General features: G+C 55.3%; 20 protein-coding genes. 11 read left to right on the top strand and 9 right to left on the bottom strand.

From position 1 onward, the window contains the following. Positions 1–43: 43 nt before the first annotated feature. From HH216_RS18045 to HH216_RS26135, 5 genes are all read left to right on the top strand, one after another. Positions 44–1,165: a mevalonate kinase family protein gene (locus HH216_RS18045; RefSeq protein ID WP_169552060.1), complete on the top strand. Its 1,122-nt coding sequence runs from the start codon at positions 44–46 to the stop codon at positions 1,163–1,165. A 61-nt stretch (positions 1,166–1,226) separates the two neighbouring features. Further along, the gene (gene eat, locus HH216_RS18050; RefSeq protein ID WP_169552061.1) at positions 1,227–2,516 is read left to right on the top strand and encodes an ethanolamine permease; all 1,290 of its coding nucleotides are present in this window, start codon (positions 1,227–1,229) and stop codon (positions 2,514–2,516) included. A gap of 102 nt (positions 2,517–2,618) precedes the next feature. Beyond that, a complete protein-coding gene (locus tag HH216_RS18055) occupies positions 2,619–3,629 on the top strand; it encodes a hypothetical protein (RefSeq protein ID WP_169552062.1) in 1,011 nt (336 codons plus the stop codon). 123 nt (positions 3,630–3,752) lie between these two features. Continuing rightward, positions 3,753–5,123 carry a LapA family protein gene (locus HH216_RS18060; RefSeq protein WP_169552063.1) on the top strand — a complete coding sequence of 457 codons (1,371 nt, stop codon included), beginning with the start codon at positions 3,753–3,755 and terminating at the stop codon, positions 5,121–5,123. A 100-nt stretch (positions 5,124–5,223) separates the two neighbouring features. Further along, the gene (locus HH216_RS26135) at positions 5,224–6,369 is read left to right on the top strand and encodes an FAD-dependent oxidoreductase (RefSeq protein ID WP_254448846.1); all 1,146 of its coding nucleotides are present in this window, start codon (positions 5,224–5,226) and stop codon (positions 6,367–6,369) included. Between the two features lie 12 nt (positions 6,370–6,381). On the opposite strand, the gene HH216_RS18070 is transcribed toward HH216_RS26135, so the two are convergent. The 7 genes from HH216_RS18070 to HH216_RS18100 form a co-directional block, all read right to left on the bottom strand. After that, the gene (locus tag HH216_RS18070) at positions 6,382–7,173 is read right to left on the bottom strand and encodes an SDR family NAD(P)-dependent oxidoreductase (RefSeq protein WP_169552064.1); all 792 of its coding nucleotides are present in this window, start codon (positions 7,171–7,173) and stop codon (positions 6,382–6,384) included. A gap of 110 nt (positions 7,174–7,283) precedes the next feature. Then, positions 7,284–8,189, bottom strand: a complete 906-nt coding sequence (locus HH216_RS18075) for a helix-turn-helix domain-containing protein (protein WP_169552065.1) — start codon at positions 8,187–8,189, stop codon at positions 7,284–7,286. Positions 8,190–8,240: 51 nt separating this feature from the next. Continuing rightward, positions 8,241–8,852 (bottom strand): DUF6624 domain-containing protein, encoded by a 612-nt coding sequence (locus HH216_RS18080; RefSeq protein WP_169552066.1) that lies wholly within the window; start codon positions 8,850–8,852, stop codon positions 8,241–8,243. A 59-nt stretch (positions 8,853–8,911) separates the two neighbouring features. Then, positions 8,912–9,391, bottom strand: a complete 480-nt coding sequence (locus HH216_RS18085) for a hypothetical protein (RefSeq protein WP_169552067.1) — start codon at positions 9,389–9,391, stop codon at positions 8,912–8,914. 76 nt (positions 9,392–9,467) lie between these two features. Continuing rightward, positions 9,468–10,670, bottom strand: a complete 1,203-nt coding sequence (gene chrA / locus HH216_RS18090) for a chromate efflux transporter (protein WP_169552068.1) — start codon at positions 10,668–10,670, stop codon at positions 9,468–9,470. A 56-nt stretch (positions 10,671–10,726) separates the two neighbouring features. Continuing rightward, entirely contained in the window at positions 10,727–11,686 is a 960-nt protein-coding gene (locus HH216_RS18095; protein ID WP_169552069.1) for an isopenicillin N synthase family dioxygenase, read from the bottom strand. Between the two features lie 135 nt (positions 11,687–11,821). Continuing rightward, positions 11,822–12,517, bottom strand: a complete 696-nt coding sequence (locus HH216_RS18100; RefSeq protein WP_169552070.1) for a superoxide dismutase — start codon at positions 12,515–12,517, stop codon at positions 11,822–11,824. 34 nt (positions 12,518–12,551) lie between these two features. Between HH216_RS18100 and HH216_RS18105 the strand changes: the two genes are divergently transcribed. Beyond that, positions 12,552–12,914, top strand: coding sequence for a hypothetical protein (locus tag HH216_RS18105; protein WP_169552071.1), 363 nt, complete (start codon positions 12,552–12,554; stop codon positions 12,912–12,914). A 23-nt stretch (positions 12,915–12,937) separates the two neighbouring features. Here HH216_RS18105 and recR read toward each other — a convergent pair whose 3' ends face one another. Together recR and HH216_RS18115 are read right to left on the bottom strand one after the other, a co-directional pair. Further along, entirely contained in the window at positions 12,938–13,549 is a 612-nt protein-coding gene (gene recR, locus HH216_RS18110) for a recombination mediator RecR (RefSeq protein WP_169552072.1), read from the bottom strand. A 166-nt stretch (positions 13,550–13,715) separates the two neighbouring features. Continuing rightward, positions 13,716–13,994 (bottom strand): ATP-dependent Clp protease adaptor ClpS, encoded by a 279-nt coding sequence (locus tag HH216_RS18115; protein ID WP_169552073.1) that lies wholly within the window; start codon positions 13,992–13,994, stop codon positions 13,716–13,718. A gap of 114 nt (positions 13,995–14,108) precedes the next feature. Here HH216_RS18115 and HH216_RS18120 point away from each other — a divergent pair, with 114 nt between their 5' ends. The 5 genes from HH216_RS18120 to HH216_RS18135 all read left to right on the top strand — a co-directional run bounded on the left by HH216_RS18120 (position 14,109) and on the right by HH216_RS18135 (position 22,912). Beyond that, positions 14,109–15,575: a sodium:solute symporter gene (locus HH216_RS18120; protein WP_169552074.1), complete on the top strand. Its 1,467-nt coding sequence runs from the start codon at positions 14,109–14,111 to the stop codon at positions 15,573–15,575. Between the two features lie 100 nt (positions 15,576–15,675). After that, positions 15,676–16,929: an alpha-amylase family glycosyl hydrolase gene (locus HH216_RS18125; RefSeq protein WP_254448499.1), complete on the top strand. Its 1,254-nt coding sequence runs from the start codon at positions 15,676–15,678 to the stop codon at positions 16,927–16,929. Continuing rightward, entirely contained in the window at positions 16,842–17,522 is a 681-nt protein-coding gene (locus HH216_RS26140; RefSeq protein ID WP_254448500.1) for a DUF3459 domain-containing protein, read from the top strand. The genes HH216_RS18125 and HH216_RS26140 overlap by 88 nt, the downstream gene beginning before the upstream one ends. Before the next feature lie 170 nt (positions 17,523–17,692). Then, complete coding sequence (treY, locus tag HH216_RS18130) at positions 17,693–20,437, top strand: malto-oligosyltrehalose synthase (protein ID WP_169552075.1); 2,745 nt, start codon at positions 17,693–17,695, stop codon at positions 20,435–20,437. Between the two features lie 1,749 nt (positions 20,438–22,186). Continuing rightward, on the top strand, positions 22,187–22,912 hold the full coding sequence (locus HH216_RS18135; protein WP_254448848.1) for a sugar transferase: 726 nt from the start codon (positions 22,187–22,189) through the stop codon (positions 22,910–22,912). The last annotated feature ends 36 nt before the right edge of the window (positions 22,913–22,948 follow it).

A 22,948-nucleotide genomic window follows, 5' to 3' on the forward strand; every position in this document is an offset into this window, starting at 1 on the left:
ATCACTACGAACCACGAACAACAAACCACGAACCCAGTAATCAATGCCCGAAACCTTCACTGCGTCGACGCCGGGGCGAATCTGTCTGTTTGGCGAACATCAGGATTATCTGGGCCTGCCGGTGATTGCAGCGGCTATCTCGCGCCGGATCGCCATCACCGCGCAGCCTGATGCGCAGCCCGGCTTTCGGCTTGCACTGCCCGACATCGGGAGTCAGATCGATATTCCATTCGACGGAAACGTTCTGCCATACCCCAACACCCGCGACTATTTCCGGTCGGCGGTGAATGTGCTGCTGCGGGAAGGATTTACGTTTAGCCGCGGTATTTCGGGAACAGTGCGGGGCAACATCCCGATCAACTCCGGCACGTCGAGTTCGTCGGCCCTGCTCGTTAGCTGGCTCAACCTGCTGACGCACCTTGCCGATCAACCGGTTACGCTTTCGCAGGAACGCATAGCCGAACTGGCCTACACGGCAGAAGTGCTGGAGTTTGGCGAGCCGGGCGGCATGATGGACCATTACTCGACGGCGGTGGGTAATCTGATTTACCTCGAATCGACCCCGGCGATTGCCCTTCAAACGCTGACGCCCCCGCTTGGCACCTTCGTGCTGGGCGACTCGCGCGAACCTAAAGACACCATCGGTATTCTGAGCCGGGTGAAGTTTGGGATGCTCGATATCGTCAGGCGGTTAGCGGCTATCGACCCAACATTCTCGCTGCACACGACCGAACTAACGCAGGCCCCCGAATACAAAGACATTCTGATCAAAGACGAGTACAACCTGCTGAAGGGCAACCTCGCCAACCGCGATATTCTGCGCGACGCGTTGCACCTGCTGCAACAGCCAGCCGATTCGTTTGACCACACCCGGTTTGGTCGGCTGCTCAACGATCATCAGACGAACCTCCGCGAAGCCCAGCGTATCTCGACGCCCAAAATCGACCGTATGCTCGACGTAGCGTTAAACGCCGGAGCATTGGGTGGCAAAATCAACGGTTCCGGCGGGGGTGGTTGTATGTTTGTTTACGCACCCAACCAGCCCGAACAGGTCGCCGACGCCATTGAACGCGCAGGTGGCAAAGCGTATGTGATTACGGTTGACGACGGAACATTTTTTTCTAAACACGGAGATACAGAGAGATTCACAGAGCACACGGAGTAATTTTTCTCTATGTTCTCTGTGATTACCTCCCTACCTCTGTGTTTAAAAAATCACCCTGCGTATGCCTGAAAAAACCAGTCTAAAAAAAGCCATCACCACCACGCAGCTTTGGGCGATTGCCGTTGGCATGGTGATTTCGGGTGAGTATTTCGGCTGGAACTACGGCTGGGCGGTGGCCGGAACGGTTGGTTTTCTCATTGCCACGCTGCTGGTTACGGTGCTTTACCTCGCCTTTATCTTCAGCTATACCGAGCTGACAACCGCTATTCCTGACGCGGGCGGGCCGTTTGCCTACGCCCTGCGCGCCTTCGGGCCGACGGGCGGTTTTGTAGCTGGTTTCGCGACGCTGGTTGATTTTTTGATGGCGCCCCCGGCCATTGCGGCTGCGCTCGGTGCCTACGCCCATTTTCTCAATCCGGCCCTGTCGGTGCTGTGGGTAGCCGTGGGCTCGTACGTTGTGTTTATTGGTATCAACCTGCTCGGCATCAGGGAGTCGGCCAATTTCTCGGTCATCATCACGTTTCTGTCGGTTGCCGAACTGGTGGTATTTCTGCTGCTGGTAGCCCCCGCGTACCGAACGGAAAACGTGCTGGCCCACAACGACGAATTTGGCGTCGGCGGGGTGTTTGCCGCCATCCCCTTTGCAATCTGGTTTTACCTGGCCATTGAAGGCGTCGCGATGGTGGCCGAAGAAGTCAAAGACCCGCAGAAAACGATTCCACGTGGCTACCTGCTGAGCATCGCTACGCTGGTTGTTCTCGCGCTGGCGACCATGCTGCTTTGCGCGGGTGTCGGCGACTGGCGGCAGCTCAGCAACATCGACTACCCGCTGCCCGAAACGCTGGCCATGGCCCTGGGACGGCAGAATCCGTGGTCAAAACTGTTTGCCGGGCTGGGGCTCTTTGGCCTGATCGCGTCGTTTCACGCCAACACGCTCGGCTATTCGCGGCAGATTTTTGCGCTGGCGCGGGCGGGTTACTTACCCCGCTTTCTGGCCGACGTCAACGCCCGGTTTCAGACGCCCCACTGGTCGCTGATTGCGGGTGGGCTGGTCGGACTGGCGGCTTTATTTTCCGGCACGACGGGGCAGATTATTACGCTATCGGTAATCGGTGCGCTGGTTATGTACATCAGCAGTTTGCTGAGTCTGTTTCGGTTACGCAAAACGGAGCCCACCCTGTCACGCCCTTTTCAAACGCCGGGCTATCCGTTCATACCGGTACTGGCCCTTGTGCTGTCCATTGTTTGCCTGTTGGCCATTGGCTGGTACAACCCCGGCCTTAGCCTGTTATTCGTGGGGCTGATGGCTGTTGCGTGGCTTCTCTTCCGCTGGCAGCTCCGTGCAAACTGACCCGTTTTCGGCAGCGAGTCGTGTGAGCAGCCCGGCTTAAATGCGTATTTTCGGCCTTTCCGCTGCCATTATCACTGTCCGATGGCAACATCGGGACTGCCTATGTCTTTTTCCGAACGTCTGCGCTCGCTTGTCCGCTCCACTCCCGCTGCCCCGCCGGCTTCGTCGCTTGCCCCCGCGGTCAAGCCACCCCTTCCCGCACCTGTGTCAGCCGTTGCTGGCGTAGCGCAGGTTCCCGCTGAACCACTACCAACCTGGCTGACCGACGAAGAAACGCTGCGCGACGAGGGTGTTTTATACGGCCTGTCGGATGCCGACCCGGACGACAAGCTGGCCCTGATCCGGGTGTACAGCAGCCGCCAGACCGCGCCCCTCACCCAGACAATCGGCCAGCTCACGGCACAAATTCGCGAACTGACCGCCCAGCTGACGCAGCATGAGCAACAGCAGCAGGCAATCCGGCAACGACTCGATAGTTTACGTAATCAACAGCTGACCGCCCCCCATCCGGCCCGTTCGATCGGTAGTCTTGCACTGGGCATCGGTAGCGGTGCAGGGGCTTTTTTTCTGATCGATCAGGCTCTGCAACCGGCCTACGGTAATCTGTTTATCAGCCTGGGGATTTGTCTGGCTGGTCTGGCCGGGCCGTTTAGCCAACCCGCCGAGCCAGACCGCCAACGGGCCATTGGCTGGTTCCTCAACACGCTGGGTTTGCCGCTGGCCGTATCTGGTTTCGTGCTGGCCACAGCCGCTGCCAATGAATCGATCGGTCAGGCTTTAATGCTGTCAGGGCTGCTGCTGGTGTTGCTGCCCACCGCCGGGCGGCTGATGGGCAGTGGACTACGGGCTATGTCGAGCCGGGCGGTTCGGGCTACGTATCCTGCCCTCATCGACGAGCTGGCAACGCAGGCAGCCGTGGTGCAGCAAGAAATCAATATCGTCGGGGCACAGAAAGCCGGGCTTACAGCGTTGCTTAACCAGAACGAAATCGAACTGACCCGGCAACACGCCCAACGCGACGCGCTGATTCAGCTGTTTCTGAGCGAGTTCGCGCTGGCCCGCAGTCTCCGCGATCGCCTGACTGAAAATCAGCGGGAAGCGCTGTTTACTTAAGTGCATAGTTTACGGAATACGGTGATCCGGCGTGGCAACGATCTGCCCCAGTGTGGCTTCTGTTCCTGTTGCCGTTTTGAGCAATTCCGCTCAGACCATCGTAGACAGAAAACCGAATACGACATGGAACCAAACAATAAGCCTGATTTTCAGCACGGTTACAGCAGTGGTGTTGGCGGGGTCGACCGCGACACCTACGAGGGTTACCTGTCGAGTCAGATCAGCACCGACTGGCTGACGGAGCGTATCGAGGAGAAACGTGCCGAGCTGACAGCGACCGAACAGCGACTGGCCGACGCGACCAATGCCCACCGCACGGCTTATGCTGAATTGCAACCGGCCGCCGGGCAAACCGATCGGCTTACGCAGCAGTTGGCCCAGCGGCAGAGCGACCGGCAGGCGGTACTGACCGAGCGCGACGCCCTACGCGAGCGACGCGCCAAAGCCGCGCCCGACTACTCGCTGCTGGCCGGGTTACTATTTCTGGTAGCGGGCATTTCATTTCTGGCTGGCGACCTGATTATCTCGCACGAGATCGTAGCCTACGCGCTCAACATCCGCAATTCCGACGAAGCATGGGCGTTTGCGGTTGGTCTGGCGATGGTATCGATTCTGCTAAAACCCGCCTACGACCGCCTGATCGAACAGCCGTACCAGGAAAATCCCGAACAGAACCGGGGCCGCTACGAACGGTTCAAAATAGCGCTTGCGGTGTTCGCCGTGTTGACGCTGGCCGTACTGGGCTGGTTTCGGTACGAAGCATACCGCACCGATCAGCTGAAAGCCGCCATCAATAAATCGGTGCGGCAGTTGCAGCTGAGTACCGACCCGCTGGCAACGACAACCACACTTCCACCGGCGGTGATGAATCAGATCGAGAAGCAGCTGGCGGAGTCGAGCGAGCTGAATCTGGCCCTCGTCAACAGTCCGTGGGCGCTGCTGTCGTTTGTGCTGAGCGGCATTCTGTTTGCGCTGGCCGGGGCCGTTTGCCTCGGCATTGCCCTGCCGGTGTTGTCGGCGTTCTGGTTTCGCTGGTTACAGGCCGACGTTCGGCTGGGTAAGTACCGCCGTCGACTGCGCCGGATGGACAAAGAAATTGCCCCGCTGGAAAATCAGCTGGCCGAGCACCGCACCCAACAAAACGTACTGCAACACAATCTCGATCTGCTGCCCAATCTGAATGAACTAAAAAATCGGGTCAGCACGATCATGGCAGACCTTGATCTGCTGCTGGCTGAGCTGAAACTGGCGCAGACCGACAGCCGTATCAGCAACTTCAACGATGGGTACGGACAGGGCGAAGCCATTCGCGGCACCCTCTCCGACGACGAGCAACGGCAGCTTCAGCGCGAACGACTGTTGGCAACCACCAACCGCCCCCCTCGCCCGGCCGATTCGTCCAACGGCTCAGCCGCCGACAAGCTTACCAACGGCAAAGCCCCCGCGCAACGGCCCTACCAGACTATCCGTCAGTTTCTCTCCGATCAACTATAGCGGTTTACGGTACAGCCCCGGCCACCGTAAACCCTATATCGAAAACCGGACACTGTATGAAAACGACCTGCTGCGTGGTGGGGGCGGCCCCGCCGGAATGATGCTTGGGTATCTGCTGGCGCGGGCCGGTGTCGACGTTACGGTACTGGAAAAACACGGCGACTTTCTCCGCGACTTTCGGGGCGACACCATCCACCCGTCGACGCTGGAACTGATGCACGAACTGGGACTCGACGCCGAGTTTCTGCAACTGCCGCACCAGGAACTCCGCTCGGTCAATCTGTCGCTGAACGCGCGGATGGTGCCCGTCGCCGATTTTTCGCGCCTGCCGGTACACAGTCGGTTTATCGCGTTCATGCCGCAGTGGGATTTTCTGAGTTTCCTGAGCGATAAAGCCCGGCAGTACCCCAATTTTCATCTGCTGATGCAAACCGAGATGACCGACCTGATCCGGCAGAACGGGCGCGTTGTGGGGGTGCGGGCCACCTCACCCGCTGGCGAACTGACCATCGATGCCGATTGGGTCGTTGGCACCGACGGGCGGCATTCGCGGGTGCGCAAACAGGCCGGACTCCCCGTTCAGGATTTTCAGGTGCCCATCGACGTGCTCTGGATGCGGATACCCAAAGACCCCGCCCAGACCGATCAGGCACTCGGCTACATCGACCGGGGGCAGTTTATGGTGCTCATCGACCGGCACGACTATTTCCAGTGCGGCTACCTGATTCCCAAAGGGCAATTCGACGCGATCAAACAGCGGGGACTTGCGGCCTTGCAGGACACCATCGTTCGGATGGCCCCGTTCGTCGGTGAACACATCCGGCAACTCGATAGCTGGGATCAGATCAGCCTGCTAACCGTGAAAATCGACCGGCTCCGGCAATGGTATCAACCGGGGCTACTCTGCATCGGCGATGCGGCCCACGCCATGTCGCCGGCGGGTGGTGTCGGTATCAACATGGCGATTCAGGACGCCGTTGCGGCTGCCCATTACCTGGCCGAACCGCTGCTGAACGGCACTGTCAGCGAAGCCGTTTGCCAGCGGATTCAGCGTCGGCGGCTGCTACCAGTCAGGCTGATTCAGTCGGCGCAGATCTTCGTGCATCGCCGGATCATCAACGGGCAGAACGCATCGGTTCCGGCGGGGTTCGTCTGGGCACTCAACCACATCCCGGCCCTCCGACGCTTCATCGGGCACATGATCGGTATGGGGCCACGGCCGGAGCACATCGACAGGCTGCACTGACGACCGCGGCATTCAGGGTTTATCGAAGGTCATGGGATAAATCAGACTGCTTACTCCCCCACTGTCGACCAGCACCGCTTCCCCATTGGCCAGGGTTACTTCGCCCCGAAAAAGAGCAACCACGACCTGAGCAATGTCGGCGGGTGTAGCGAGCTGACCACTTGGATTCGACGCACCAAACGTGGCTTTGGCATCCGGCTGATCGCCCGACAGACGGTCGACCATGGGCGTATCGGTCGTCCAGGGGCAGACGGCGTAGGTTTGAATATGATCCTTGCCATAACCAGCCGCCATCGACCGGCTGATACTCAGCACGGCGGCTTTCGAGGCTCCGTAGGGCATGGCGTCGGGAAACGGAACCACCGTACCAATAAACGAAGCCGTATTAACGATGATACCGCCCCCCTGCGCCAGCATACGGGGCAGCGTGTGTTTGATCGCCAGCAACACCCCTTTCACGTTGACGGCCAGAATCTGGTCGATGTCTTGCTCCGTGGTGTCGGCAATGGGGCCGGGTGTTCCCTCAACACCGGCATTGTTAAACAGAAAATCAAGCCTGCCAAACTCAGCTATTGTCTGCTGAACCAGCGCCTGAACCTGCTCTTCGCGGCTAACGTCGGCCTGCACGAATCGTACGCTGGCTACGTCGCCAATGGTTATGGCGGCTTCTTCGCCCCGCTCCCTGTCGCGCCCGGCGATAACCACCCGAACGCCCAGCCCAACCAACTGCTGAGCAACTTCTTGACCGATCCCGGTGGTCCCTCCCGTAATCAGGGCGACTTTCCCCTTCAATGACTCATTCATACGCAACCAGATTTAAACGCTTTCCCCGTTGACAACCACCGGGAACCACTGCAAAAGTAGCGGGTGGTCAGGGGGTGGCGTTGAGCCAATCAAACCGATACTTGGTCTGATCAAACAAGCGACTGATTACGAAACGACCGGGGTGGCTGGGCGAAGGCTTTTTTGAAGAAATGAACGAACGACGACGGGTCATCGAAGCCCAGGCACCACGCGATCTCACTGATCGGTCGGGTAGTATGCGTCAGCAGGAAAGCCGCTTCGCTGGCCACCCGTTCGCTGATAACCTGCGAGGTCGTTTTGCCCATAACGGTTTTCAGGGCGCGGTTCAAATGATTGACGTGCACGGCCAGCTGCGAGGCAAAAGCCGACGGAGTCTGCAATACCATCTGCGCCGACGGCTCGAGGGGAAACTGTCTTTCCAACAATTCAACAAACAGGGCGGCAATACGTGAGTTCGCGGTGGTATCCGATGGCGTAGCGACCGTTGCCGGGGTCATTTTCAGTCCCCGGTGAATCAGCTCAAACGCCAGATTTCGCAGCCGATCCTGCTTATAAGCATAATCAGAGCGAATTTCCTGAAGCATATCCTGATAGATCGGTTCGATGGCGCGTTGCTGTGCATCATCCAGGGGGAAAACCGGGATTTGGCCCGGCTGGAAAACGGGGTACTGACTTATACCACCAAACTGCGCGAAAAACGATTGCGTGAAAATGCAGAAGAAGCCTGACTGCGCTTCTTCGAGCAACTCCCAGTTATACGGAATCAGGGGATTGGAGAAAATCAGCGCATGCTGGTCGATGGTAATAACTTTGTCTGCGTAGCTTAATTTTTTCTTACCCGTCAGTAAGCTGATCTTAAAGTAATTCTTGCGGGTGTAAAAGATGGGTTTGGCGTAGGGCCCCGAGAAATCGGCCATGTCGAATACGTTGAGATGGCCCAGCACACTAGTTACCGTATCAGGCACGTAGTTGAGTCGCTCGCGGTAAAAATCGGCTAAATGCTGCGGTGATTCCATTCACTAACCAGGTTAGTCTGCCAGCCTGCTGACGACGTATTTAACAGAAAATCAAGCAGTAATCCACCCAACTTTCCTACGCCAGCGATCGTACGCGATCCGCTCCTGCTGCCGTTCGTCGGCGGTCGGCTGTTTTCTTTGTTCGACAGACAATTGGGCTGTCAACTCAACTAACCGTTCTTCAACAGTGTTCAGCCCCACCTGCCCCCGACGTTGATTCACTTCATCGACGGGACCGTCAAGCAGATACGGAACGAGCCGACCATGCTCATCATCGACAAACTGAGTCCCGTACACTTGCGGTCGATCCTCGTACATGGCAATCCGGTCCGACAGAAACGCCAGCGCGACGGGGTCAATCGTTCGCGTCGGTTTCTGTTCGTGCATCAGCGCAAGCGTACTTTTCATGAACTCAGGCCAACTGATTGCGTGCTGAACAATCAACCACGCAGCCTGACTTGCTTCTTCCCCCACCTGTTCGCGCGCAGGCCAGCCAATCTGAGCGATGATCGACTGAAGTTGTCGGGCATTGTCGAGATGCACCGCTTCCATCTCCGGGCTATAGCCCCGAAACAGCGTACCTTCCTCAATAAGCCGCTGACGAACAGCAAGGTCATGCTCCCGCCGTTCAATCAGCTCGCGGGCAATGTCAGAATACAGCATTCAAGTCAGAGTGATTCAACATCACAAAACATAACTTCCACGGTGCTTCAGTCCGCAACTTATGGTCGTTTGCTGACACCTTCCCCCGATTTACTGAGGAAATAGCGCCGGGGTGTTTTGTCAATCTGGTTGATACCCACGAACAATTTAAACGCCTGTTCAGACAGATCACTTATGTCGAAAAAGCTGTTCTGGTAAATCCGACCGACTTTGAAATAATACGTTTTACCCTTTTCGAATGTGAGGAACGTTGGCTTGGGTGCGACCGGTCTACCACTTTGATAGTCATCGGCAGATGGAGAAACGTTGTATTGGCCATCGGGCAGAATACCCAGACTGTCAGCGTCGGTTTCGATAACGGTGTACGCATTATCCCTGACGACAATCGGCCTACCGGCATCTAATGTGGTATAAGACCTGACCGCTGGTGAGTATACGCTGCCGCTTTTCACCAGATATATTTTCGTTGTTAGCACCGATTGTCCGAACGCGAACGTAACGCTCAATGTGAGCAGGCCGAAAAAAGCATATTGTTTCATGGCTATCGTGTGTTTACGATGCAATCAACTGCTTTTCAGCACGTAACGCGCTTAATTTATCATTAGAAATAGTCGGCTACAGCAGCACACCCGCCAGTAAGCCGCCGAGGATCAGGACGAAGGGCGGGATACGAGTATAGATCAGCAGGCCCATCGTGATCAAGACAACGGCGACGGACGGCCAATGCGGCACCATCGGCTGCAACAGCACTACGGCAGCCGCAGCGGTCAGGCCACTACTGGCTGCGTTGATGCCGTCCAGCGACGCCCGCACGACGCGGTAGCGTTTGAGCTGCTCCCAGAAGCGGTACACGAAGAAGATCAGGAACGCGCCGGGCAGAAAAATACCGGCCGTGGCAACGAAGCTGCCCCAGATTTGACCGTGTGGCCCGGCGTCGCGCATGGACAGGGCACCGATGTACGACGCAAACGAAAACACTGGACCCGGAACCGCCTGCACCAGCCCCAGCCCCGACAGAAATTCCTCGCGGGTCAGGTAGTGCTTGAACGCTACGAATTCGTTGTACAGGATGGGCGTCAGCACCTGCCCCCCGCCGAAGACCAGACTGCCATTGCGGTAGAAGTTTTCAAACAGTCGCACCGGTAGCGACTGCGTCAGGGCACCGGCGACAGCGGCCACGATCAGCACACCCAGCCACAGGATGAAGTTCGACCATTCGATTTGCAGGGGTCGTTTTTCCATCCGTTCCTGCTTCTGGTAGGTCAGGCCGGTGGTTAGCCCGCCGACGATGATCACGAGGGGCGTCATGTAGGGCGATCGAAACAGGTAAGCCGTTACGGCCGCCAGAAGGGCCAGCACCAGCCCCGTACGGTTCTTGATAACTTTCTGCCCAATGCGATACCCCGCCACAATCAGGAAGCCGACGGCCATCGGCTGAATAAATCGGGCAAACCGAAGCGACAGGTTGTGCTGCTCCAGGTAATAAATGGCCATGCCGAAAGCCGTCATGATGCTTACACCCGGCAACACCCAGATCAGCAGCGTCAGATACGCCAGATTCGGGCCGCCGATTTTGAAGCCCACCGCCGTAATTGTCTGCGTGGAGGTGGGGCCGGGCAGAATCTGGCACAGGGCGTTCAGCTCCAGCAGTTCGGCCTCGGTGATGTAGCGACGCTTCTGCACGAAGCGTTCGTAGAGCATGGCAAAATGCACCTGCGGCCCACCGAACGTAGTCAGGGCCAGGATCAAGACGTCTTTCAGGAAGATGAAATAACGAATCCGGCGGACCGGAGCAATCGTCGGTACATGGTAGGCCATAGACCAGCCAAAAAAAGAGCGCCGAAGTCGTGCAGGCTCCGGCGCAGGCTATATAATCAGGCTTTTTTCAGGCCCAGTTCCATCAGGCGTTCATTCAGGAAGTCGCCCGCCGTCATGTCGACGTATAGTTTGGGGTGCTGCGCATCAACGCAACTGGGCAGGCTGCTCAGGTTCATGTCGGCGCGGGGGTGCATGAAGAATGGAATCGAGTAACGCGACTGATTCATTCGTTCACGCGGGGGGTTGACGACCTGGTGGATGGTCGATTTCAGCTTGTGGTTCGTCAGCCGGTCGAGCATATCGCCAACGTTGACGATGATCTGATCGGGCAACGCCGTGATACTAATCCACTTACCATCGCGACGCAGTACTTCCAGTCCATCGGCCGACGCACCCATCAGCAGCGTAATCAGGTTGATATCGCCGTGGGCAGCAGCCCGGACGGCTCCGTCGGGCGTGGTGTCGGGGTTGAGCGGGAAATAGTGCAGAGCACGTAAAATGCTATCGCCGTTCTGCACCTTGTCGTCGAAGTAGTTTTCGGGCAGTTCGAGGTAAAGCGCAATGGCCCGCAGGAGTTCACGTCCCGCTTGTTCGAGCGTCCGATACGTCGTCAGCGTCGCATCGGTGAAGGCGGGGTACTCGTCGGGAAACACGTTGTCCGGCATATCACCTATCGGCTCGGGTTGCCCAACGTGGTAAAACTCTTTCAGATCGGCCACTTTAAACCCCTTGGCCGTTTCCTTACCCTTGCCGATATAGCCGCGCTGCCCGTTGAGGTCGGGCCGCTCGTATTTCTGCTTTACGTCGTCGGGGGCCTGGAAGAACTCCTTCGCCGACGCGTAGAGTTTTCCGGTCAGCTCATCGGTAAGGCCGTGGTTCTTGATTGCTACGAAGCCGATCTGGTTGAAGGCGCGTCCCAGATCCTGCACAAAGCGGGCTTTGCGGTCAGGGTCGCCCGACGTAAAATCGGCAAGATCCAACGACGGGATCTCGTCATATAATTCTTCGCTTGACATAGACTAATCTAATTTCTACAAATATAAAAAGTTCTAAAGTTATAAAGTCGTAGCGTAGTAAAGTTGCCACCCGGCGTCAGCCCAGACGCGCCAGCAACTCTACTACGCTACGACTTTAGAACTTTAGAACTTTACCTACGCCCCGTAGTTCTTGGCGATTTTGTCCCAGTCGAACACGTTCCAGGCGGCCGTGACGTATTCGGGGCGTTTGTTCTGGTACTTGAGGTAGTAGGCGTGTTCCCACACGTCGAGACCCATCACGGGCGTGCCTTTTTTCTCGGCCAGCGCCATCAGCGGGTTGTCCTGATTGGGCGTCGTGACGATTTCTACGCCGTCGCCCGACTTAATCAGCCACACCCAGCCCGATCCGAAGCGCGACCCGGCGGCTTTTGCCCACTCGGCCTTGAAATTATCAAACGACGTATACTTCTTGTTGATCGCGTCGGCCAGTGCGCCCTTCGGTGCCCCGCCCCCTTTCGGACTCATGATCGTCCAGAAAAACGAGTGATTCCAGTGCCCACCGGCGTTGTTACGCACGGCCGCCGGGGTGCTGCTGCTGATGCTCTTCACCAGCGCGTCGATGTCCATCTTCGCCATGTCGGTACCGGCCACGGCTTTGTTGAGGTTGTCGACGTAGGCCTTGTGGTGCTTGTCGTGGTGAATCTCCATCGTCATTTTGTCGATGTGGGGTTCGAGCGCGGCAAAATCGTAGGGCAGCGGGGGCAGCTTGAACGGGCCTTCGGTCTGCGTCGGCGTGATGCCAAACGAGCGGAATGCCATCAGTCCGGCCGAAGCACCGAACGCCAGTTTCAAAAATTCAGAGCGATTCATGCGAATGTTGGTTTGTAGGCAACTAACTAACGTTATGTATCAGCAACGGGCAGGGATGCGGGTTACCGTCTACAAAGAAACGCCTTTTTGGTTCGGAATTGTTTTGACAGGATTGCCCGATGAACAGGATTTTGATTTTCACCCTGGAAACGCAACGGTTTCACAACCGGCATGGGGGCGTACGATTACCCCCCGTCCCCCTGAAGGGGGTGAGGACTTGCAAACTTTAAACCGCATTTTAGGCCGTGTCCTCACCCCCTTCAGGGGGACGGGGGGCATACACACGCGTCAGCAACGCGCTTCGCCCGGAACCGTGTCGGGCTGGGCCGGGCTGGCGTTCCAGACCCGACACCACGGCATTACAACAAAAACGCCGGGCATCAACCCGGCGCAGTGAATAAAATCCTGTACAAGAAAACCTTAGTCGTAGGCAATGCGGCTGAGGATACTGCGACCGAGCGTCACTTCGTCGGCGTATTCGAGGTCGCCACCGATGGGGACGCCCCGCGCGATGGTCGAGATTTTCAGGTTGAACGGTTTGAGCCGCTTCTGGAGATAAAAGGCCGTCGTATCGCCTTCCATCGTCGGGCTGATGGCCAAGATGATTTCCTTCACCTGTTCGCCTTCCGGTCCTTTCATCCGGTCCATGAGCGAGTCGATCTGCAAATCGCTCGGGCCAACACCTTCAACGGGTGAAATGATGCCGCCAAGCACGTGGTACAGCCCTTTAAACTGCGCCGTGTTCTCAATCGCCAGCACGTCGCGGGTGTCTTCTACGACGCAGATAATCGACTGATCGCGCTTGTTGCTGGCGCAGATCGAGCACAGGTCATGGTCGGAGAGGTTATGGCACTTGCGGCAGTATTGCACCCCCGTTCGCATAGCGGTCAGACTCGTCGCCAGCGTTTCGGTCTGTTCTTCGTCGCGTTTGAGCAAATGCAGCACGAGTCGAAGGGCGGTTTTCTTGCCGATACCCGGCAACTTCGCCACCTCATTGACCGCGTCTTCTATCAGTTTGGATGGATACTCCATTTATAAAGAGCGAAAGAGTGAAAGAGTGAAAGAGCGGTTGCCAACAACAGCAATTAAGTGCTCATATCACCATTGCTCCGACTGGGAGTCAGCCCGGAGACGAGCGAAAGAGTGCCGGAGTGGGTGGTGCGTCTGTCGCTCTTTCACTCTTTCACTCTTTCGCTCTTTAATTTAACACCTCCGCGCTGATGCCGCGTCGGCAGATTTCGTTGCGCATGGGTACCAGTTCGTCCCACGACCCGTTTTTGACGGTGCATTTGCCTTTGTAATGAATCAGGAGCGTGCATTGCTCAGCTTGCTCAGACGTATGTTCGCACACATCCATCAGCGTGTCGATGACGTGATCGAATGTATTGACCTCGTCGTTGAAAACGACCAGATTGTGCACGTCGGTTTCGACTACGTCTTCCAGCAGGGCTACTTCGCTTTCTTCAAAAGGTTGCATGGGCAATAAAAACGTGTTTATTTAGCAAATTTACGCCAAATCAGGCAGTTTACGAAACGGGTAATAATCTGTTAAACTAACCGTTATTTGCCCCATAAAGTTGCTTTTTTGCCCATGAATCCCACCCTCGCACTGCTCATTCTGATCGCTTATTTTGGGCTGCTGGTTGCCGTTTCGTTCTACACCGCCCGTGGGGCCGATACCACCACGTTTTTCACCGCCAACCGGCAGTCGCCGTGGTGGTTAGTGGCCTTCGGGATGATCGGCACGTCGCTGTCGGGCGTCACGTTTATTTCGGTGCCGGGGGCGGTGGGCAAGATCGGCTTTTCCTATTTTCAGGTCGTGCTGGGCTACATCATCGGCTACCTCGTCATCGGCACGGTGCTGATGCCGCTATACTACCGGCTCAACCTGATTTCGATTTACGGCTACCTCGAAAAGCGCTTCGGCTACTGGTCGTACAAAACGGGCGCAGGCTTCTTTCTGCTGGCCCGTACGGTAGGATCGGCGGTGCGGCTTTACGTCGCGGCCAACGTGCTCCAACTGGCGATTTTCAACGCGCTGGGCATTCCGTTCGAAGTGTCGGTGCTGATTACGATTGCCCTGATCTGGGTGTACACGTTCAAGGGGGGCGTCAAAACGATTATCCTGACCGATTCGCTGCAAACGATATTTCTGGTGTCGGCCGTCGTGCTGACGATCGTGCTAATTTCGCAGGAACTCGGTTTTTCATTCGGTGAACTCGTCAGCTCGATCAAAGCCAGCCCGAACTCGAAAATTTTCTTTTGGGACGCCAACGACCCCAAGAATTTCTACAAGCAGTTTATCTCGGGCATATTCATCGCCATTGTGATGACGGGTCTCGATCAGGATCTGATGCAGAAAAACCTGACCTGCAAAAACATCGGCGAAGCGCAGAAAAATATGTTCTGGTTCACGATTACGATGGTCATTGTCACGTTCCTGTTCATGTGTCTGGGCGTGCTGCTCTACATCTACGCCGGCCGCGACGGTATCGCCATCCCCGAACGCACCGACGATCTGTACCCGCTGCTGGCTCTGAATCACCTCGGCCCGCTGGTCGGTATCACATTTTTGCTGGGCATCACGGCGGCAACCTACGCCAGTGCTGACTCCGCCCTGACGGCCCTGACGACTTCGTTCTGCGTCGATTTTATGAACGTTGAGCAACGGCCCGAAGCCGAGCGGTCGCGCATCAAGCATATCGTTCACATCGGCTTCTCGCTGCTGTTCTATGTGGTCATCATCCTGTTCCGGCAGTTGAACAGCAAGGAAGTCATTACGGCGGTGTTCGACATTGCGGGCTATACCTACGGACCGTTGCTGGGGCTGTACGCCTTTGGCATTTTCAGCCACCGCCCCGTCGTCGACCGCTTCGTGCCGTGGATTTGCCTGGCCTCGCCCGTGCTGACATACATCATCAATCAGAATTCAGCCGCCTGGTTTGGCGGTTACCAGTTCGGCTTCGAGCGGCTGCTGCTCAACGGCCTGATTACCACGCTCGGCCTCTGGGCCGTCTCGCGCCCCGTTAAACACCCGGAGCCGGTGGTAGTTTCTTAGAGTAGTTTAAGGTTTGTGGTTTAAGGTTTAAAGTTCCTCCGGGGTAAGCAAACAATGTTAAACCTTGAACCACAAACCTTAAACCCAACGTACCAACGTTATGACTGAAGTACCCATCGCCCGGCGGACACTGGGCGTAACGTTTGCGCCCGACGCGACCGCTACCGTGCAGGTCTGGGCACCCAATGCAACCACCGTTCAACTCGTGCTGGAAACAACCGGCGAAACACTACCGCTGACACCCGGCGACGGGGGTTGCTGGCGCACAACGACCGATCAGCTACGGCCCGGCGACCTGTACCGGTTTTCGCTCGACGGGCAACGCCTACCCGACCCGGCCTCACTGGCGCAGCCGCAGGGCGTACACGGTCCTTCTCTGGCGTACGACCCGACAGTTTTCAACTGGACCGATGAGAAGTGGCAAAATCCCGCCCTCGACAACTACCTGTTTTATGAATTGCACACCGGCACATTTACGCCCGAAGGCACTTTCGCCGGGGTTGCCGCCCGGCTCGATCACTTCGTTGAGTTGGGCATCAACGCCGTCGAGCTGATGCCGATTGCGCAGTTCCCCGGCGACCGCAACTGGGGTTACGACGGCGTGTGTCCGTTTGCGGCCCAGCACTCGTACGGCGGAGCGCGGGGGTTGCAGCAACTGGTCGACGCCTGCCATGCGCGGGGGCTAGCCGTGGTACTCGACGTCGTGTACAACCATATGGGGCCGGAGGGCAATTACTTTTCCAGCTACGGCCCTTACTTTACCAGCCGCCACCGCACGCCCTGGGGCGATGCTATCAACTTCGACGGTTCCGGCAGCGAGGGTGTTCGGCAGTACGTGCTTGAAAACGTGCTGATGTGGTTCCGCGACTTCCATATCGACGCGCTCCGGCTCGACGCCGTCCACGCCATTCGCGACGACAGCGAATCACACATTCTCCGCGACATCCGCCTGCACGTCGATCAGCTGGTGGCGCAGACCGGGCGGCAGCATTACCTGATTATCGAATCCGACCAGAACGAAACGCGTTACATCAAATCCGTTACCGACGGTGGCTACGGCATGGATGCGCAGTGGAACGATGAGTTTCACCACGCCCTGCGCGTCACGGCGGGGGTGAACAGCAGGGCTACTACGCCGACTACGACGGTATCAAACACCTCGCGAAAGCCTACCGCGATGCCTACGTGTACGACGGTACGTTTATGCCCCGCCGGGCAAAAATCGTCGGCACACCCACTACCGACCTGCCCGGCCGACAGTTTGTTGTGTTCTCGCAGAACCACGATCAGATCGGTAACCGGATGCTGGGCGAACGACCTGGCCAGCTCGTCAGCGACGCCATGCAGCGGCTGATGGCCGGGGCTGTGCTGACGAGTTCGTACCTACCGATGCTGTTTATGGGTGAAGAGTGGAGCGAACAGCACCCGTTTCTTTACTTCGTCAGCCACTCCGACCCCGATCTGATCGAAGCCGTCCGGCAGGGGCGTCAGCGCGAATTTGCCGCGTTTCAGACGGCCGTTCCCGCGCCCGATCCGCAGTCGGAAGCCACGTTTCAGCAATCGAAACTACAATGGTCACTGCTTGGCGAACCGCACCATCAGGGCATGTTCCGGTACTATCAGGCGCTGATTAAGCTACGCAAGACATCGGTGCTGCGGTTTCCGAACCGGAAAAACGTGTACGTCACCTTCAGCGACGATACACAGACGCTGGTGCTGCAACGCTGGCACGAACACCGCCGGGTAGCTTGTCTAATGAATTTTTCGCGGGTCGCGCAGCCGGTTTGCCTGCCCGACAGCGATCAGCCGTGGACCCGCCGGTTCGATTCGGCCGACCCCATCTGGGGTGGACCGGCCGCCGGTCCCGATCAGTCGCCGGGCGATGTTGAGGTACTGGTGCAACCCGAATCATTATTGCTCTACACCAACCACGCCGACGATCTATGATGTGTCTCAGACAGCATCCTGCTGTCGAAGCTGCGATAGCGGCTAATCAAGTCATCCGCTACGACAGCAAGGATGCTGTCTGAGACAAATCATAGACCATGGTGTCGGGGCTGGCGTTTCTGCTCTGACACCCGGGCTCAAATCCTCATAAACCATCGAAATACTCAACAATGACCCTTTCGCAGGGTTGCTTTGGTATGCATAATCTGATTAATACGTACCGAATACAACTCCACGCTGACTTCACTTTTGCCCATCTCGAAGCTATCCTACCCTATCTCAGGGCGTTAGGCGTCAAAACCATTTACGCGTCGCCCATTACCGAAGCGACGCCCGGTAGTGAGCACGGCTATGATGGTATCGACCCGGTGCGGATCGCGCCCGACCTCGGCACGCGGGCTGATCTGGAGCGCATCTGTCAGTGGCTGCACGACAATGATATGCAGTGGTTGCAGGACATTGTGCCCAACCACATGGCGTTTCACCCCGGCAACGCCTGGCTGACCGATGTGCTTGAAAAAGGTCCGCTGTCGCGCTACGCCCCTTATTTCGACACCGCGCTGGCGAGCGATCTGTTTGCGGGCCGTATTCGGGTGCCATTTCTGACCGAAACGCCCGAGCAGTTAATCGATCAGCACAAACTGACGCTGATTAGCTGTGATGGCCGGTTCGCGATCAGCGTCAATGACACCACCTACCCGTTGACGCCCCGCTCCTACGCGACTGTACTGGCAGGTAGCGATGCGCCGGATGCGATTCAGCAGCTACTCAGTCAGCTAACCGATCTGCACCGAACCGAAGACGCTGTCGCGTATGCGATTGCCTGGGATGAGTGGCGCGAACAACTGGCGGGTCTGACAAGCAATGCTGTGACCAATGCGTATATAGAGCAGCGTTTGCACCAGACAAACGCTGCTCCGGAGCAGTTACGCTCGATTCTTGACGGGCAGCAATACCAGCTCTGCCTGGCCAACGATGCGAATCAACACATCAACTACCGCCGATTTTTCACGGTTAGTGATTTGATCTGTCTGATGATGCAGAACGATACCGTCTTCGACGACTACCATCGACTGATTTTCGATCTGCTAAAAACGGGGGTAATCGATGGGCTGCGCGTCGACCACGTCGACGGCTTGTTTGCGCCGACCGCCTACCTGAACAAACTCCGGCAGGCCGTGGGCGAGGATACGTATATCGTCGTCGAGAAGATATTGCAGGCCGACGAAAGCCTTCCCGACGAATGGCCTGTGGCCGGTACGACGGGTTACGAATTTCTGGCCGCTACCAACAACCTGCTGACCGACGAACGGCAGGAATCCGCTTTTCAGCAGTTTTACGCCGAACAGACCGGTGACACAACGTCACTGACCGATCAGACATACGGGCGCAAGGCGTACCTGCTGTATCAGCAAATGGGGGGCGAACTGGAAAACCTCACCAACTACTACCATACGCTCGGCCTGATGAGCGAAGCCGAATCGGCGGAGTTGCCCGCGGGTTCCCTGAAACTGACCATTGGCGAGTGGCTGATTCGTTTTCCCGTATATCGCTATTTCGGCACTCAGTTTCCGTTGAAAGACGCCGAAGCGGACGCTCACCAAACAATCTTCGCTCAGATTCACGACGCACGCCCCGGCCTAAGCCGTACTGTCGACCAACTGGCAGAAACACTGCTCGGTCATTCCGGCGCGGCTGATACCGAACGGCGGCAACGGATCGCGCTGTTTTACCAACGGTGTATGCAGTATGCGGGGCCGCTGATGGCGAAGGGCGTTGAAGACACGTTGTTTTACACGAATAGTTGCTTTATCGGCCATAACGAAGTTGGCGATTCCGTTGAACGCTTTGGCCTGTCGGCGGATGGGTTTCACCGGTTCATTCAACAGCGGCAGCAGCATTGGCCCCTGACAATGAGCACCACAGCGACGCACGACACCAAACGGGGCGAAGATGTCCGGGCCCGGCTGGCCGTGCTGCCGGATGTCGCCGACGAGTGGTTTGCCGCCGTCCGCAGCTGGCAGGAACTTAACGCAACGGCCAAAACGGATGACGCCCCTAACTTCATCGATGAATACCTGATTTACCAGTCACTGCTCGGCTCCTATCCCATGCCCGGCACGGAAGACGACTTTGCCGACCGGATGCAGGCGTTCATGGAGAAAGCCCTGTCGGAAGCCAAGCGCCACACCGACGATGCTTACCAGCAGGTAACGACGTCGTTTACAGAGCAGCTACTCGACAAGAACCGGCCATTCTGGTCATCGTTCGAGTCGTTTTACCATAGCATAATCGATTTCGGCATTGTCAACTCGCTGGTGCAGAGTACGTTGAAATACACGACACCCGGCGTTCCCGACCTCTATCAGGGTAACGAAGGCTGGGATTTGAGTATGGTCGACCCCGACAATCGGCGTCCGGTACCCTACGAAAAACTTCAGCGTGATTTACAGACGCTGCTGGACCGGCCTGACAACACATCCGATACCTGCTGGCGCGACCTATGGGCAGATCGGTACAGCGGACGCGTCAAGCAGTGGCTAACCCATCAGCTACTCCAACATCGGCAGCAGCACCCGGCCCTGTTTTCGACTGGCGCGTACACCCCCGTAGTCGTGCAGGGGCGGTACGCAGCCAATGTACTGGCTTTTTTGCGAACCCAGGGAAACACGCGACTACTCGTCGTTGTCCCATTGAATGTGGCCCGGCTTTGTCGCGAGCAACAGGTCTACCTACCCGCCCTCGACTGGGCAGACACGACCGTGTTGCTACCGGAAACGTTATCCGTTCAGTGGACTAGCTGCCTGACAGACGCCGTTTTTAGTGCAGCCGATCGGTACACTGCGGGATCGCTGTTCGCTGCCTTCCCAATCGCCTGTCTGCTCAATTCTTCAGATCGGCAAACTGAGTCATAAGCTCATTAAAATACCTCTGAAAATTTTAATTTTCACCCCTGACCTCAGTCGGTTAATTGATCATATTCAGAGGTTTAAATAATATTATTTGAGCATTGGTGAAGAAAAATCGGCAAGCAATACTGTGCCGCTTTTCTTCACCAAAACAGCTCATCCGATCAATATTGACTGCGCTTTTGTTAATATCGGCTAATTCTAGATTTTCTATCATTCTTTGTGTAACTACCAATGTATCGAAGACTGATCATTTGCCAGGTATAATCATCGGTAGACCGGCAGATAAAAACAAGCAAGTGTTATAATTTGAACGGCACCACTTCTATCTAAATCTTATATCAGAGCCTGGTTTTATGTACAATTGTATTAACTAGTTTCATCTAATTAGTCAATTATCAATTCTGTTAATCATATAATAGAAAGGATGTCTAAGGAATGACTTAGTTCTATAAAAATAACAGCGTTGATTGATTCACATAAAAAATAATAGGAATTGTACCTTACAACATACAATTGATGTTGACTTTTATGCACTTATGTATTAATCATACTAAAAATAGTGCTACTCTCAGTTAAGTACTTTTTAATAACTACCAGACCTAATTGCAGTATTGGAATGCGCAACTAGTAAGCATTAATAGCTCTAGCAAATAAGTGACAATGACTGAACGGGCGACATATCATAAGCTGGCGACCTACCTAAGGCTACCGCTGGCATACCAGATCGTTCAGCAAAAGAAATTAGACAATAACTAGTTGATAGTCAAATCAATACTAATAGAAATTTCAGCATTGTTGATCGATTTATGGCATTTGGAGACTGCGTTATTTCTCAGTAAACGATCTTACCTGACACATATGCTAATTCACGCATTGTGCTCGTGTTGTCTCTATAATTTATCATATGCCACATCGATGTAAAATGTATCAGGAACGAAGTTCAACCACATGAGTCCATCCATTGTATACTGAGCGGATTATAACTTTACCTCTACGACTGGTTTTTTTCCGGTTCTGTGTTGGATTTGCGATACACAGTAGATCAGTCGGGGCGGTGCTTAAAGTCAAGCTATACGGTGACAGCCTTATCTCTTTCGTAAAAACGCATAGTAAAATTCATAAGTAACTAATTATCAGCAACCTGACTCTACGCAGAGTTTTATCGATAGATGAAGCACAAGGTTTGTTGAATCATGTATGTATTTATGTATGGTACCGCTGTGCTGCTAACTTCTACATGCGAATTCTATAAATCACTATTTAGGACATTACGTGGATAATTTATTTTTCTTGATTCCTTCCCCCAAAATAAAATACCCACTTAAGAAGAAACGGTCCTGTAGGATAATCCGCGCCAACACCGAATAGTACAATTAAAATAAAAATTCATTCTAGCTCATCAATAGACAAATATTGATAATCCATCATTTATTGCCCGTTCTTGTTTATTCTTAATACTCATGTAGTAACATACATCTTATCAGACAACAAATTTTTACAGCATCTATAAACAAGTAAACTGATTCCATTTGCCGGACGAAGGGCGGGAAGCCATGTTTTACTCCTAAAAGTTATTACTCTAAATTCGTTTGTCAAACCGAAGAGAAAATCAATTGGTCAATTATATTCTTTTAACTTTTCCTAGATAAATTTTTTCTGTAGTAGAGAGTAATCGACCAACCCAGCTATTTATCATTAACTACTGCTCACACCGACATGAACGACTCTTCAGAAACGATGTATTCACGGAACATGCTTTCTGGTCAGGCCGCTGTAAACCGACGCTTTAAAGTCCGTTATTCATCTGTGCCACGTACCAGTACGCTGAGCTGGCAGGAGAGCGAGGATTTCTTACCAGTTACTAAATCTGATCTGTACAGCAGTGCCGGAAAGCGGTTGGTTGATATACTTATTTCGTCACTGGTAATTCTGTTCGTACTAAGTTGGGTGATCCCGATAATCAGCTTATTTATCCTGTTTGATTCGCGAGGGCCTATCTTCTTTATTCAGCCAAGGACCGGACGGAGAGGCATCACATTTCCCTGTTTCAAGTTCCGCACGATGCAACATCAACCGGCAGCTCAGCGGCAACGGGAATTTAAGCAGACAGTGCAAAACGATAAGCGGGTGACCCGCACGGGGCGGTTTCTACGCCGGACTAATCTCGACGAACTGCCACAGTTTATTAACGTCCTGCTGGGCGACATGAGCATCGTTGGCCCCCGGCCACACGCAGTTCAGCACGACGCCTTCTACTGGGAATCGAGAGAGTATCGTAGCCGGTACAGCATCAAGCCGGGTATCACCGGGCTGGCGCAGATTCGGGGTTCGCGGGGCGAGACGGAGCAGGATCAGAAGATGTTTCATCGGGTGAAGTATGATCTGTTCTACGCCAGCCGGAAAAGCCTGAAGCTGGACACCGCCATCTTCTTCTGGACCATCGGCACCATGGTCAAGGGCGACAAAAACGCCTGGTAGATCAGCGGTTCCTGCCGCCAGTCAATACGCAACGGA

The organism is Spirosoma rhododendri (assembly GCF_012849055.1).
Taxonomy (GTDB): domain Bacteria; phylum Bacteroidota; class Bacteroidia; order Cytophagales; family Spirosomataceae; genus Spirosoma; species Spirosoma rhododendri.

Coding starts and splice junctions, on each gene's coding strand:
- HH216_RS18045 (WP_169552060.1), top strand. CDS start 44: ATGCCCGAAACCTTCACTGCGTCGACGCCGGGGCGAATCTGTCTGTTT.
- eat (WP_169552061.1), top strand. CDS start 1,227: ATGCCTGAAAAAACCAGTCTAAAAAAAGCCATCACCACCACGCAGCTT.
- HH216_RS18055 (WP_169552062.1), top strand. CDS start 2,619: ATGTCTTTTTCCGAACGTCTGCGCTCGCTTGTCCGCTCCACTCCCGCT.
- HH216_RS18060 (WP_169552063.1), top strand. CDS start 3,753: ATGGAACCAAACAATAAGCCTGATTTTCAGCACGGTTACAGCAGTGGT.
- HH216_RS26135 (WP_254448846.1), top strand. CDS start 5,224: ATGCTTGGGTATCTGCTGGCGCGGGCCGGTGTCGACGTTACGGTACTG.
- HH216_RS18070 (WP_169552064.1), bottom strand. CDS start 7,173: ATGAATGAGTCATTGAAGGGGAAAGTCGCCCTGATTACGGGAGGGACC.
- HH216_RS18075 (WP_169552065.1), bottom strand. CDS start 8,189: ATGGAATCACCGCAGCATTTAGCCGATTTTTACCGCGAGCGACTCAAC.
- HH216_RS18080 (WP_169552066.1), bottom strand. CDS start 8,852: ATGCTGTATTCTGACATTGCCCGCGAGCTGATTGAACGGCGGGAGCAT.
- HH216_RS18085 (WP_169552067.1), bottom strand. CDS start 9,391: ATGAAACAATATGCTTTTTTCGGCCTGCTCACATTGAGCGTTACGTTC.
- chrA (WP_169552068.1), bottom strand. CDS start 10,670: ATGGCCTACCATGTACCGACGATTGCTCCGGTCCGCCGGATTCGTTAT.
- HH216_RS18095 (WP_169552069.1), bottom strand. CDS start 11,686: ATGTCAAGCGAAGAATTATATGACGAGATCCCGTCGTTGGATCTTGCC.
- HH216_RS18100 (WP_169552070.1), bottom strand. CDS start 12,517: ATGAATCGCTCTGAATTTTTGAAACTGGCGTTCGGTGCTTCGGCCGGA.
- HH216_RS18105 (WP_169552071.1), top strand. CDS start 12,552: ATGTATCAGCAACGGGCAGGGATGCGGGTTACCGTCTACAAAGAAACG.
- recR (WP_169552072.1), bottom strand. CDS start 13,549: ATGGAGTATCCATCCAAACTGATAGAAGACGCGGTCAATGAGGTGGCG.
- HH216_RS18115 (WP_169552073.1), bottom strand. CDS start 13,994: ATGCAACCTTTTGAAGAAAGCGAAGTAGCCCTGCTGGAAGACGTAGTC.
- HH216_RS18120 (WP_169552074.1), top strand. CDS start 14,109: ATGAATCCCACCCTCGCACTGCTCATTCTGATCGCTTATTTTGGGCTG.
- HH216_RS18125 (WP_254448499.1), top strand. CDS start 15,676: ATGACTGAAGTACCCATCGCCCGGCGGACACTGGGCGTAACGTTTGCG.
- treY (WP_169552075.1), top strand. CDS start 17,693: ATGACCCTTTCGCAGGGTTGCTTTGGTATGCATAATCTGATTAATACG.
- HH216_RS18135 (WP_254448848.1), top strand. CDS start 22,187: ATGCTTTCTGGTCAGGCCGCTGTAAACCGACGCTTTAAAGTCCGTTAT.